The organism is Kitasatospora sp. NPDC018058, assembly GCF_044327205.1.
Classification (GTDB): domain Bacteria; phylum Actinomycetota; class Actinomycetes; order Streptomycetales; family Streptomycetaceae; genus Kitasatospora.
The window spans coordinates 1-13,524 of the sequence record NZ_JBIRFA010000087.1 but is presented as its reverse complement, the minus strand read 5'-3'; the positions used below and the strand labels follow the sequence as shown (position 1 = coordinate 13,524).

At 70.0% G+C, this 13,524-nt stretch carries 10 protein-coding genes and 1 pseudogene; all 11 read left to right on the top strand.

Annotated elements, in window-relative coordinates; genetic code table 11:
* Positions 1 to 88: 88 nt before the first annotated feature.
* The 11 genes and pseudogenes from ACH4E7_RS44100 (at position 89) to ACH4E7_RS44050 (ending at position 12,959) form a co-directional block, all read left to right on the top strand.
* Positions 89 to 652 carry a TetR/AcrR family transcriptional regulator gene (locus ACH4E7_RS44100; protein WP_396254863.1) on the top strand — a complete coding sequence of 188 codons (564 nt, stop codon included), beginning with the start codon at positions 89 to 91 and terminating at the stop codon, positions 650 to 652.
* 295 nt (positions 653 to 947) lie between these two features.
* Positions 948 to 1,775 (top strand): FAD binding domain-containing protein, encoded by an 828-nt coding sequence (locus ACH4E7_RS44095; protein WP_396254862.1) that lies wholly within the window; start codon positions 948 to 950, stop codon positions 1,773 to 1,775.
* Positions 1,772 to 4,501: a molybdopterin-dependent oxidoreductase gene (locus ACH4E7_RS44090; protein ID WP_396254861.1), complete on the top strand. Its 2,730-nt coding sequence runs from the start codon at positions 1,772 to 1,774 to the stop codon at positions 4,499 to 4,501. The genes ACH4E7_RS44095 and ACH4E7_RS44090 overlap by 4 nt, the downstream gene beginning before the upstream one ends.
* A complete protein-coding gene (locus tag ACH4E7_RS44085; protein WP_396254860.1) occupies positions 4,498 to 5,475 on the top strand; it encodes an antibiotic biosynthesis monooxygenase in 978 nt (325 codons plus the stop codon). The genes ACH4E7_RS44090 and ACH4E7_RS44085 overlap by 4 nt, the downstream gene beginning before the upstream one ends.
* Positions 5,476 to 5,672: 197 nt before the next feature.
* The gene (locus ACH4E7_RS44080) at positions 5,673 to 5,909 is read left to right on the top strand and encodes a ferredoxin (RefSeq protein ID WP_396254859.1); all 237 of its coding nucleotides are present in this window, start codon (positions 5,673 to 5,675) and stop codon (positions 5,907 to 5,909) included.
* A gap of 43 nt (positions 5,910 to 5,952) precedes the next feature.
* Positions 5,953 to 6,164, top strand: a pseudogene (locus tag ACH4E7_RS44075) (cytochrome P450); the annotation flags it as partial.
* A 482-nt stretch (positions 6,165 to 6,646) separates the two neighbouring features.
* Positions 6,647 to 8,479: a flavin monoamine oxidase family protein gene (locus ACH4E7_RS44070; RefSeq protein ID WP_396254858.1), complete on the top strand. Its 1,833-nt coding sequence runs from the start codon at positions 6,647 to 6,649 to the stop codon at positions 8,477 to 8,479.
* 221 nt (positions 8,480 to 8,700) lie between these two features.
* Positions 8,701 to 9,978 (top strand): ABC transporter substrate-binding protein, encoded by a 1,278-nt coding sequence (locus ACH4E7_RS44065; protein WP_396254857.1) that lies wholly within the window; start codon positions 8,701 to 8,703, stop codon positions 9,976 to 9,978.
* Positions 9,975 to 10,907: a carbohydrate ABC transporter permease gene (locus ACH4E7_RS44060; protein WP_396254856.1), complete on the top strand. Its 933-nt coding sequence runs from the start codon at positions 9,975 to 9,977 to the stop codon at positions 10,905 to 10,907. The genes ACH4E7_RS44065 and ACH4E7_RS44060 overlap by 4 nt, the downstream gene beginning before the upstream one ends.
* Positions 10,904 to 11,734: a carbohydrate ABC transporter permease gene (locus ACH4E7_RS44055; protein ID WP_396254855.1), complete on the top strand. Its 831-nt coding sequence runs from the start codon at positions 10,904 to 10,906 to the stop codon at positions 11,732 to 11,734. Before ACH4E7_RS44060 ends, ACH4E7_RS44055 begins: the two co-directional genes overlap by 4 nt.
* A 34-nt stretch (positions 11,735 to 11,768) precedes the next feature.
* Positions 11,769 to 12,959, top strand: coding sequence for an ABC transporter ATP-binding protein (locus ACH4E7_RS44050; RefSeq protein ID WP_396254854.1), 1,191 nt, complete (start codon positions 11,769 to 11,771; stop codon positions 12,957 to 12,959).
* The last annotated feature ends 565 nt before the right edge of the window (positions 12,960 to 13,524 follow it).

Genomic DNA, 13,524 nt, shown 5'->3' with positions numbered 1-13,524 from the left:
TACGACCCCGACACCCACCAGGCCAACAGCAAGATCAAAACGACTCCCGAGACCACTCTGGCGGCATAGGGGTTGACTCAGGAAACTCATCGCCGCACCTCTCCGCGCCGTCCTGTCGGCCGCCGCCCGCCAGCTCGGCGAGCTCGGCTACGCCCGCATGTCGCTGGAATCCGTGGCGGCCGCCGCAGGCACCACCGTGCCCAGCCTCCGACGCCGGTACCGGAACAAGGCGGAGCTGGTCGCCGTAGTGATCGGCTCGCTACGGGTCGAGGAACCGCCCGTCGACGCCCCGACCACCCGCGCCCACGCCCTGGCGATCCTGGAGAACCTCCACAGCAACCTGCGGGCCATCCCCGCGCTGGCCGTCCTCGGCTCACTGCTCGCCGAAGAGGGACGCCACCCCGAACTGCTCCACCTCTTCAGGACCCGCATCGTCGAGCCGCGACGGGCGCTGCTCCGGCAAGAACTGGCGGCCGGCGACCTCCCGGACTCCGCCGACCTCGACGCGCTCACCAGCATGCTCATCGGCTCCTTCTACGGCCAGTACGTCACCATCGCCAGCATCCCCGACGACTGGCCGAACCGCGTGCTGAGCGCCGTATGGCCACACGACACCAGCCCCGCACCATCGCGCCGCGACCACAATCCGTGACCGAGACGGGCAAGCCCGAAAACCGCACGCAGAGGGAAAGGGGACGGAGGAACCGGGCCTGACAGGGCACCCGCCTCCGACCGCCGATGCACGGCCGGCACCACCGCACGGACCCCCACGGCTCGACGTCACGCCGGGGTCCTGACTTGGCGGGCCCGGCTCGTCCGGCTATACGCTTGAGACGAATCCGAGCGCCCGCCGGGGTTCCTCCTCCGGCGGTTCGACCGTTGCGGCCCGACGGGGATTCGGTGGGCGGTCCGCCGCACGGTGGTCGTCGTGAGGGAGAACGGTTCCCATGGACCTCAACACCATCACCGAAGTCGTCCGGCGCCCACCCGATCGGCCCGGGCTGGAATGGCGTGAAGGCGATGCCTGGCTCGCGGGCGGCACGTTCCTGTTCTCCACCGAGCAGCCGAGCCTGCGCCGCCTGATCGACCTGGCGTCCCTCGGCTGGGATCCGCTCGTTCCGAGCGACACAGGCCTGGAGATCGGTGCGACCTGCACCATCCGCGGCCTGTACGCCTTCGAGCCGCCGCGTGACTGGACCGCGGGCACCCTCTTCGCCACGGGCTGCGAGGCGTTCCTGTCCTCGTTCAAGGTGTGGAACGCGGCGACCGTCGGCGGCAACATCTGCCTGTCGTTGCCCGCCGGCCCGATGATCACGCTGACGGTCGCCCTCGAGGCCGGGTACGAGCTGTGGGCTCCCGACGGGTCGACCCGCGTCGTCGACGCCCTCGACTTCGTGACCGGTGACAACCGCAACATCCTCGCACCCGGCGAACTCCTGCGCCGCGTCATGATTCCGGCGGGCGCCCTGCGCAAACGCACCGCGCACCGCCGCTTCACGCTGACCCACCTCGGCCGTTCGACGGTCTTCCTCATCGGCACCCAGACGCCCGGGACGAACGACCTGCTGCTCACCGTCACCGCCGGCACCACCCGGCCGGTGCGGATCGCCTTCGACAGCATGCCCGACGCACGGACCCTTCAGCACAGCATCGATGTCATCCCCGCCGACGTCTGGTTCGCCGATCCGAACGGGACCCCCGAACACCGGCGCCACCTGACCAAGCACTTCACCGAGGAAATCCGTCACGAACTCGTGGCTGGGGGCCCGGCATGACCTTCATCGTGAACGGCAGGAGCTTCGACGAAGAGCCGGAACCCGGTCAGTGCCTACGCACCTTCCTCCGCTCGATCGGTCACTTCGGCGTCAAGAAGGGGTGCGACGCGGGCGATTGCGGCGCGTGCACGGTGTGGCTGGACGGCGATCCGGTGCACAGCTGCATCACCCCCGCGTTCCGCGCGGACGGTCACGTGGTGACGACGATCGAAGGTCTCGGAGCACCGGGTGACCTGCATCCGATGCAGCGACAGTTCCGTGACGCCCCGGGATTCCAGTGCGGCTTCTGCACGGCTGGGATGATCATGACGTCGGCGGCGCTCACCGAGGATCAGAAGGACGACCTGCCCCGGGCGTTGAAGGGCAACCTCTGCCGCTGCACCGGCTATCGGGCGATCGAGGACGCCGTGCGGGGCGTCACCGGCGTGGAGACGGCGGCCCCGGGGAAGGCCGTGGGGACGAGCGTCGCCACACCGGAGGCCGACGACGTGGTGACCGGCCGCGCCGAGTTCACCATGGACGTCCATCTCGAGGGCATGCTGCACCTCAAGGTGCTGCACTCACCGCACGCGCACGCCCGGATCGTCTCGATCGACAAGACCGCCGCACTCGCGGTTCCCGGCGTGCACCGGGTCTACACCTGGGAGGACGTGCCGCGCAAGCGCTTCACCACGGCGATCCACACCGACCATCTCGTCGATCCGGACGACACCTTCATCCTCGACGACACGGTGCGCTTCGTCGGCCAGCGTGTCGTAGCCGTCCTGGCCGACACCGTCGGGGCGGCGGAGGAAGGCTGCCGGAGGGTCGTCGTCGACTACGACGTCCTGCCGGCCGTCTTCGATCCCGAGGAGGCGATGACCGAGGGGGCGCCGCAGCTGCACGGCTCGCACGACCCCTTCGTCCGGGATCCGGTCCACAACATCCTGGTGGAGATCCATTCGCACATCGGTGACGTCGATGCCGGATTCGCCGACGCCGACGTGATCCACGAGGGCACGTACTCCTCCCCGCGCGTGCAGCAGGCGCACCTGGAGACCCACGGCTCGATCGCCTGGATGGAGGACGGCCGCCTGAACGTGCGTACCAGTTCGCAGTCGCCGTCGATCGCCAAGGTCAAACTCGCCTACCTGTTCGCGCTGCGGCCGGACCAGCTGCGCGTGTTCTGCAAACGCGTGGGCGGCGCCTTCGGCGGCAAACAGGAGGTGTTCTCGGAGGACCTGGCCGCGCTCGCCACGCTGGACACCGGGCGGCCGGTCTGCTTCGAGTACACCCGCGAGGAGGAGTTCACCACGGCCTCGCCCCGGCATCCGATGACGCTGACGGTCAAGCTCGGCGCGAAGGCGGACGGGACGCTGACGGCGTTCCAGGTCCGCAACGTGTCGAACACCGGCGCCTACGGCAACCACGGCGGCGAAACGCTGTACGGGGGTGGCGCGGCCGTCATGCTCTACCGCTGTCCCAACAAGAAGTACGACGCCTACGCCGTCTACACGAACACCGTTCCGAGCGGGGCACTGCGTGGATACGGGATGACACAGCCGGCGTTCGCCGTGGAATCGGCGATGGACGAACTGGCCCGTGCCCTGCACCTCGACCCGCTCGAACTGCGGCGCCGCAACATCGTCCGACCGGGCGATCCGCTCGTCGCCCTGCACGACGGACCCGACGACGTGATGTTCACCGAGGACGGACTCGCCACGTGCATCGACCTGGTGGACGCCGCGATGGCCCGGACGGCTCACGAGCCGTCACCGGGGCCCGACTGGCTCGTCGGGACCGGCGTGGCGAGCTCCCTGCACGAGACCGCGCCCCCGACCGAGCACATCTCGGAGGCCTGGGTCACGCTCGGGGACGACCTGGTGTACGAACTGGCCGTCGGGACGGTCGAGTTCGGCCAGGGCACCCCCACCGCCCATATCCAGATCGCGGCCCACCAGTTGGGCACGACACCGGAGCGGATCCGCCTGGTGCGGTCCGACACCGACCGCACGGGATTCGACACCGGCGCCTTCGCGAGCGCGGGACTCTTCGTGGCGGGCAACGCCGTCCTCCGCGCGGCCAACGCGGTGCGGGACCGGATCCTGGAGTTCGCCGCCGCCCACACGGGCGTCCACGTCGTGATGTGCTCGATGGACGACGACGGCGTCGTCTGCGGCGAGCAGCGCGTGTCCTTGGCGGACCTCGTCGCCCTGGCCCGCGCGCGCGGAATCCGCTTCACCGCCGCCCGCAAGGGCTACGGCTCGCCGCGAAGTGTCACCTCCAACACACAGGGCTTCCGGATCGCCGTCCACCGGGTGACGGGCGAGATCCGCATCCTCTACAGCGTGCAGGCCACCGACGCCGGCGACGTCATCAACCCCCTACAGGTCCGGGGACAGGTGGAGGGCGGTGTCGCCCAGGGAATCGGCTTCGCGCTGACCGAGAACCACCAGATCGACGCGAACGGTGTCATGGTCAACCCGAACCTCCGCAACTACCGCATCCCCACCTACGCCGACATCCCCCGTACCGACGTGCTCCTGGTGGCGTCCTCGGACTCGGTCGGGCCGATGCGCTCGAAGGGGGTCGCGGAGTGCTGCATCAATCCGGTGGCCCCCGCGTTGGCGAGCGCGCTCCACGACGCCACGGGCGTCCGCTACCGCGCGCTGCCGCTGACCCCGGAACGGATCTACAGTCGGCTGAACGAAGCCAGGCCGGTGTCGACGGCGCCCGGACCGAGATGAACACCGTGCAGCCCCGGGGCGGGGACGCCGCGGCGACGGCCATCATCGGCCTGAAGGTCCGGCCGGGGCTGGAACGTGAGTACGAGGCCTGGCAGCAGGACGTCAACGCCGCCGCCGCCGACTACGCCGGCTACCTCGGCGCGGAGGTCTCCCCGCCGACGCCCCTGCAGCCCGACTGGGTCGTCGTCTACCGGTTCGACTCGATAGTCCATCTGCAGGCATGGATCAACAGCGCGACCAGGCAGAACCTGCTCGACGCCGGCAGCAGGTACATCGACGGCCCGGGAACCCAGCAGGTCGTCAGAGGCGGCGCGCAGGAACCGGATCCGCTCGTGACCGTCGTGGTCGCCCACCGCGTCCACCCCGACCACGTCGACGAGTTCCTCGACTGGCAGCAGCGCATGAGTCAGGAGGAGCGGACATTCGAGGGCTTCCGCGGTACGGAGCTCTTCCGCCCGATCGAGGGGCTTCAGGACGAGTGGACCACGCTGTACCGCTTCGACAACGCCGAACACCTCGACGCCTGGCTGACGTCGGGCACACGGCGGAGGATCCTCGCCGAGGGCAAGAAGTTCGGTGAGTTCAGACTCCGGACGATCGACAACTCGTTCGGCAGCTGGTTCGCCTTCGAGGAGAACGGCAAACAGACGCCGCCGCCGTCGGAAACCAAGACCGCCATCGCGGTGTGGGTCGGCCTGTACCCGACCGTCGTGCTGCTGACGCTCGCCCTGTCACCGCTGAAGATGCCGCTCTGGATCGGACTGCTGGTGGGCAACCTGCTGTCGAGCTTCACCATGAGCTTCCTGACGATGCCCTACTACGTGAACCCGCTGCTCAAGCGATGGCTCCGGCCCTCACCGGGCGAGCCGGCAGCGAGGACCAACCGCATCGGTCTCGGCATCGTCGCCGGCGTGACCGCGTTCTGGGTCATCGCCTTCTACCTCGTCACGACCCGGTTCTGGACCCTGCCCTGACCCTCAGGAGGGAACCGGGCCGAAGCGTCCGGCACCGCCGGTCCGTCAGGGGGATATCCGTCAGGCCGTCGGCGCAGGGGTTGTGGTGGCCGGGACGCGCTCCGGAGCGCGGCTGATATGACCGCTGGTGCGAGCCGCCCCGGCAGGCAGGGCCTCTCGCACCTCATTGGCCAGGCCGCCGATGGAACGGAGGCACGATGAGGCTTGTCGTTGATCTCAACCGGTGCCAGGGGTACGCGCAGTGCGCGTTCCTGGCGCCGGACGTGTTCACCATGCACGGTGACGAGGCTTTGATGTACGACCCCATGCCCGACGACGCGCTGCGCGAGCACGTCCTGCGGGCCGCGGAGGCATGCCCCGTCCAGGCCATCACCGTGGAGGGCCTGGGCGCAGCACCGGCCGGCGGGAAGGCGGGGGTCCCCCATGTCGGTTGACGGTTTCCTGGAGAAGCTCAGACGGGAGGGGCGCATCGTCAACCGGCCCGACAACCAGCACCTGGGTTCAGCAGCGGCATCCACAACTGCTTCGGTTCCCCCCTCGCCCGGTTGGAGGCGCAGACCACGCTGAGCGAGCTGGTCCGCCGGCTCGACAACCCCCGCCTGGTCGAGGACCCGCCCCCGTACCGCCAGAACGCGGTCCTACGCGGCCCCCGGCACCTGGGCATCGCCTTCGACGGACTCAAGCCGTAACCCACGGTGCCCCGGCTCGCCGCCGCCGAACGCCCACGGCCTTCGGTACGGCCGCTGCAGCATGCTGCAGCGGCCGTACCGTTGGGTGTCCTCGATCCGCCCGCGGCCGGCATCGACCACGTCCTCCACCGCCACGCCGGCCGGATGCGGCACCGACGTCCGCAGACCACCACCGGCACAGCCGGCCACGATCCCAGTCAAGATGACCGACCGTCACCGGTTCCCGACATGTGGATCAGCGCCAGGCCAACCGACCGCCGTGGAGGAGTCCGCCGCGTCCGCTGACACGACGCGATCGCTCGGGAATCAGATCGATGGATCCGAGCTCAGGCCGATGTGCGTGGTCAACCCCCCCACCCGCCGTTGAACGCAACGGTGTTGGACGTGACCGGTGCGGGTGATCTTCGGGAGAACGGCGTTGCGCAGTGCGGTGGTCGGACGTTGCTTGGACGGTGTCCCAACTGCCTTCGTCAGGAGAGAACGTGAGTCAGCCCACTGTGAGCCGGTCCGGCGAGTCGAGCGCCGCCCTTGGGCAGCCCCGACTGGGGAGGCGCTCCCTCCTCGGGTCGGCCGCCGTGGCCGCGGCCGGCGCGGTCGGCCTCGGCACCCGGGCCGCGGCGGCCACGGTGCCCGCGTACGCGCCGAGCGTCGGCCCGGTGACCGACGAGGCGGTCAGCCGCGCGCTGGCCCGCGAGATGCTCATGGTCGGTGCGGACGAGCGGACCGACCTGACCCTCGAATACCTGCGCATCCTGATCGACGGCCAACTGCCGCCCCGCACCGGCCGGAAGCGGGTACTGGTGGTGGGTGCAGGCGTCGCCGGGCTGACCATTGCGACGCTGCTCAAGCAGGCCGGTCACGAGGTGACCGTCATCGAGGCCAACGCCAACCGGGTCGGCGGGCGGATCAAGACCTTCCGCGGCATCTTCGCCGACCCCCGGCTGCACGCGGAGGCCGGCGCCATGCGCCTGCCCGACTTCCACCCGCTCGTCCTGGCGCTCGCCGACAAGCTCGGCCTGAAGCGGCGCCTGTTCTACAACGCCGACATCGCGCCGGGCACCGGCCCGACCGGCGCCGTTCCGCCGGTGACGTACCACTCGTTCACGGGGGAGACCTGGAGCAACGGCCCGGACCGGACGTTCACCCCGCCCGCGGCCCGCTTCCGCAGTCTGATCGCCGTCAACGGCACCCGGACCACCCGCGCCGCGTACGCCCAGTCGCCGACCACGGTCAACCGCTCCTTCGGCGCCCGGTTCGACTCCACCACCGCCAGTGCCCTCGACAAGGCGTTCGAGCGGGTCTCGGTCCGGGACGGCGACATCCGCCACCGGCTGGACGCCTGGACCCGCATCTTCTCCACCTATGGCTACCACTCCACCCGCCGTTTCCTGCGCGAGGACGCCGGCTGGGACCCGGCGTCCGTCCAGGCCGCCGGCACCCTGGAGAACCTCACCTCCCGGCTGCACTACTCGTTGATCCCCACCCTGATCGACCACGCGGTGATCAGTCCGACCAACCGCTACTGGGAACTGGAGGGCGGCACCGCCATGCTCACCGACGCGCTGGCCGCCCCGCTCCGGGACGACCTGCGCCTCGGTCACCGGATGACCCGCCTGGTGCAGGACGCCGGCAAGGTCACCATCGAGACGGTCGCGGAGAGCGGCGACGAGGAGTCGTGCGACGGCGCCCCCGTCGCTCCCACCGAGACCTTCGAGGGCGACTACGCGATCGTCACTCTCCCGTTCAGCGCGCTGCGGTTCTGCCGGATCGAGCCCCTGATGTCCTACCCCAAGCGCCGGGCCGTCGCGGAGCTGCACTACGACTCGGCCACCAAGGTCCTGCTCGAGTTCCACCACCGGTTCTGGGAGGAGGGCCTGGACGGCTTCACCGGCGGCGGCTGCGTCAGCGACAGCCCCAGCCGCTTCACCTACTTCCCCTCACATGCGCCGCAGGGCTCCCCGGGGGGCGTGGTGCTCGCCTCGTACACCTGGTCGGACGACGCGGCGCGCTGGGACTCGCTCACCCCGGGCGAGCGGTACGCCTTCGCCCTCGACGACCTGGAGCGGCTCATGGGGCCGCGTGTGCGGAGGGAGTTCACCGGAGTCGGCGCCACCCAGTCCTGGGCACGCGCCCGGTACGCCCTCGGTGAGGCCGCCATCGTCACCCCCGGACAGCTGCACGAGCTCCACCCGGCCACCCAGACCCCGGAGGGCCGCGTCCACTTCGCCGGCGAGCACACCAGCCTCAAGCCGGCCTGGATCGAGGGCGCCCTCGAGTCGGCGGTCCGCACCTTCCTGGAGGTCCACCACCGCTGAGCGGAAACCGGCGCGGCGTCGCCGCCGTCCCCGCGCCCGCTGCTCCGGTCCGTGCCGTGGGGCCGCCGGCTCCGGCCCGGCCGGGCAGCGGCGGGCGCTGCCGGACATGGTCCGGCGAGCACCTGACGCCCGGTGGGACGGTCGACGGCGCGGCGCGTTCAGCGCCGAATCCACGCCCGGCTACCGTCGGCGGGTCCGTCCATCTCCATGTCGGGAGAGCGATGCCCGGTATCCGCGGATCCCGCTCACGGCGGCTGACCGCCGCTGCAGGCCTGTTCGTGCTCGCGTCGGGCCTGGCGGGCTGTGGGAGCAGCGGGCAGGCAGGGCCGGTCACGTTGCACTGGTACAACGTCCCGGATGATTCGGGCGCGCTCCAGCAGGCGGCCGACCGCTGTAGCCGGCAGTCCGGTGGCCGATACACCATCAAGTACGACAAGCTGCCGCGCGGCGCCGACGGGCAGCGCCAGCAACTGGTGCGGCGGATGGCCGCGCACGACGCAGACGTGGACATCCTCGGCCTGGACGTGACCTGGCCGGCGGAGTTCGCGGAGGCCGGCTGGATCCGCGAGTGGACCGGAACGATGAAGAAGCAGGCCACCGCGGACACCCTCGAGGCGGCGGTGCAGACCGCGACCTGGCAGGGGCGCCTGTTCGCGGCGCCGTACAACTCCAACACACAGCTGCTCTGGTACCGGGACGACCTGGTGACGAACGCACCGGGGACGTGGACGGAGATGCTCGGCCAGGCGGACGCGCTGGCCGAGCAGGGCAAGCCGCATCACGTGGAGATCCAGGGGGCCCAGTACGAGGGCCTGACGGTGTGGTTCAACACTCTGGTCACCAGCGCGGGCGGCTCGATCCTCACCCCGGACGCGCAGGCGCCCTCGCTCGGTCCGCCTGCGGTACTGGCCGCGCAGGTGATGCACGACACCGCCACGTCGGTGGCCGCCGACCCCTCGCTGCCCAACCAGATGGAGGACCAGAACCGGCTGGCGATGGAGTCGGGGACGGCCGTCTTCGAGCTCAACTACCCCTTCGTCTACCCGTCGATGAAGGCCAATCAGCCCGAATTGTTCAAGCATCTGCGCTGGGCGCCGTACCCGTCGGTGGTGCCCGGTCGTCCGGCGACCGTCACCATCGGTGGGATCGACCTGGCCGTGGGCGCGTACGGCCGGCACCCGGACCTCGCGTTCGAGGCCACCCTGTGCCTGCGGGACCGCGAGAACCAGCTGACCAACGCGCTGAAGGGCGGCCTGCCACCCTCGCTGCGCAGCCTGTACCAGGCGGCCGAGCTCACCGAGAGCTACCCGTTCGCCGCGGACGTGCTGGCCGCGCTGGACAACGCGAGCGTGCGGCCGCAGACCCCCGCCTATCAGAACGTGTCCATCGCCATCACGCACGCTCTCTCGCCGCCCGCCGACATCCGTCCGGAGAGCACCGTGGCGGACCTGCGCGGGCAGATCGAGGACGCCCTCGGCTCCAAGGGACTGATCCCGTGACACCTGCCACCACACTCGGCGACCCGGCCGGGAAGAAGACCGCGAAGCTCTCCGAGGGCGCCCGCCAGGAGCGTCGGCTGGGCCTGCTGCTGTGCGCGCCCGCGGCGATCGTGATGCTGGCCGTCACCGCCTACCCGATCGCGTACGCGATCTACCTGTCACTGCAGCGCTACGACCTGCGCTTCCCGCAGCAGGCGCACTGGGTGGGGCTGTCCAACTACGGCGCGGTGCTCAGCTCGCCGTTCTGGTGGCAGGCGCTGTGGGTGACCGTGCTGATCACCCTGGTGTCGGTGGCGATCGAGCTGCTGCTCGGCATGGCGCTCGCCCTGGTGATGCACCGCGCGGTGTTCGGCCGCGGCACCGTCCGTACCGCGGTGCTGATCCCGTACGGCATCGTCACCGTGGTCGCCGCCTACTCCTGGCAGTACGCCTGGACACCCGGTGTCGGTTACCTCGCCGCGCTCCTGCCGGAGGGCAGCGCCCCGCTGACCGGCCAGTGGCAGGCGATCGGCCTGATCATCCTGGCCGAGGTGTGGAAGACCACGCCGTTCATGGCCCTGCTGCTGCTCGCGGGCCTCGCGCTGGTGCCCGAGGAGACCGTCCGGGCGGCCATGGTGGACGGTGCGACGTTCTGGCAGCGGCTGCGCCTGGTGGTGCTGCCGCTGATGAAGCCGGCGATCCTGGTCGCCCTGCTGTTCCGCACCCTGGACGCCTTCCGCGTCTTCGACAACATCTACGTGCTGACCGGCGGCTCCAACGGCACCGGCTCGGTGTCGATCCTCGGCTACGACAACCTGTTCACCGCCCTGAACCTGGGCATCGGGTCGGCGATCTCGGTGCTGATCTTCCTCTGCGTGGCGGTCATCGCCTTCGTCTTCATCAAGGTCTTCGGCGCCGCCGCGCCGGGTGGCGAACCGGAGCGCCGATGAACAGCCGCACCCGCACCCTGACCAGCTGGGGCGTCGCCAACCTGATCGTGGTGCTGTACGCGCTGTTCCCGGTGTGGTGGATCGTCGCCCTCTCCTTCAAGGACCCGAGCACCCTCAGCGACGGCGACTTCATCCCACGCGAGTGGACCTGGGAGAACTACCGGGGCATCTTCCAGACCTCGGAGTTCACCCGCGCCCTGGCCAACTCGATCGGCATCTCGGTGATCGCCACCACCATCGCCGTCGTGCTGGGCACCATGGCCGCCTACGCGGTGGCCCGCCTGCGGTTCCCCGGCAAGCGGCCGCTGATCGGAGTCTCCCTGTTGATCGCCATGTTCCCGCCGATCTCCCTGGTCTCGCCGCTGTTCAACATCGAGCGCGTGCTCGGCATCTTCGACACCTGGGCCGGCCTGATCATCCCGTACATGACGTTCTCGCTGCCGCTGGCGATCTACACCCTCTCGGCGTTCTTCCGCGAGATCCCGTGGGACCTCGAGAAGGCGGCCAGGGTGGACGGCGCCACACCCTGGCAGGCCTTCCGGTTGGTCATCGCACCGCTGGCCGCCCCGGGAGTGTTCACCACCGGCATCCTCGTCTTCATCTTCTGCTGGAACGACTTCCTGTTCGCCATCTCGCTGACCTCGACCACCTCGGCCAGGACCGTGCCGGCGGCCATCGCCTTCTTCACCGGCAGCTCCCAGTTCCAGCAGCCGACCGGATCCATCGCCGCCGCCGCGGTGGTCATCACCATCCCGATCGTGATCTTCGTCCTGCTGTTCCAACGCCGCATCGTCGCCGGCCTCACCGCCGGCGCAGTCAAAGGATGAGACCGCCCCACCAGGCGGACCAGGAAGGCGAACCGTGGCCGAGATCGTCCTCGACGGCATCACCAAGCGCTACCCCGACGGCGCACTCGCCGTCAAAGACTTCAACCTCACCATCACCGACGGCGAATTCGTCATCCTCGTCGGCCCCTCCGGCTGCGGCAAGTCCACCACCCTCAACATGATCGCCGGACTCGAGGACATCACCGAAGGCACCCTCAGCATCGGCGGACGGATCGTCAACGACCGCGCCCCCAAGGACCGCGACATCGCCATGGTCTTCCAGAGCTACGCCCTCTACCCCCACATGAGCGTCCGCGACAACATGGGCTTCGCGCTCCGCCTCGCCAAGGTCGACAAGCCCACCATCGCGGCCAAGGTCGAGGAGGCCGCCCGCATCCTCGACCTGACCCAGCACCTCGACCGCCGCCCGGCCACCCTCTCCGGCGGCCAGCGCCAGCGGGTCGCGATGGGCCGCGCCATCGTCCGCGACCCCAAGGCGTTCCTGATGGACGAACCGCTGTCCAACCTCGACGCCAAACTCCGGGTCCAGATGCGCACCCAGATCGCCGCCCTCCAGCGACGCCTGGGCACCACCACCGTCTACGTCACGCACGACCAGGTCGAGGCGATGACCCTCGGTGACCGCGTGGTCGTCATGCGCTCCGGCGTCGTCCAGCAGGTCGGTTCGCCGCAGCACCTCTACGACGCACCCGTGAACCTCTTCGTCGCCGGCTTCATCGGCTCGCCCGGCATGAACTTCCTCGCCGCCACGCTGGAACAGAACACCGTGCGCACCTCGCTCGGCGACCTCCCCCTCGACGACTGCAAGCGCCGCGCCCTGGAACGGGCCAACGCGCCGCGCGAGGTGATCATGGGTATCCGTCCCGAGGACTTCGAGGACGCCGCCCTCGTCGACGACCACGGCGCGGGCCCCGTCTGCACCGTCACCGTCGACGTCCGCGAATCCGTCGGCTCCGACGTGTACGTGCACTTCACCGAGAGTGAGGGGCCCGCCCATTCCGAGGACCTCGCCGAGATCGCCGCCGACTCCGGCCGGGCCGACACCGGCGCCCAGGAGCACCGGGTGGTCGCCCGGCTCAACACCGCCACCCGTGCCACCGAGGGCGCCCACCTGGACCTGTGGATCAACACACCCCGAATTCACGTCTTCGACCCTCGCAACGGCACCAACCTCACCCGCCGCCCGGACCGGCCCATGAACTGACCCATCGAGGCCCCGGCCGCCGTCGTGCCGGCCGGGTGTGGTGGCGGTCTCCATGGCGGGCGCCTGGTGTTGACCCGGCGTGGTGGCGGTGGGGCGGTCGGTGATGTCGTCGGGGCCTGTGTGGTGAGTGCGCTCACACGCGAATGCGGGGCACGACGACGGATAGTAGTGTCCGTTTTGCACCATTTTGAGACTGTTTGGCGAGTGGCTGGAGGGTGTCCGCGCAGGCCGGGAGAGGTGCGCGAGGCTGGCCCGCCGCGCGGACCGTCCTGCGGGTCGGTGCCGTCCGCCGGTGATGTACGACGGTGGGTCGTGGTGAGGGGGTCTTGGCGGGGGTCGATCGGGTCTGGCACCTTGGCATTCGTCGTCAGTCGCACCGGTTGTTGTCCCGCCGGGTGCGGCTAACCGCCGAGTCACGTCCCGCGACCGTTCGGCCCCTGTCCGGCCATGGTCGAGGCGGGGTGTGACGTCGGCCCAACCCGATTGAGGTCTTGCTCTACATGCCCGCTTTCAAGCTCCGTATGCGTACCTCTGCCGCGATCCTCGCCGGTGCCGCCGGTGTGAC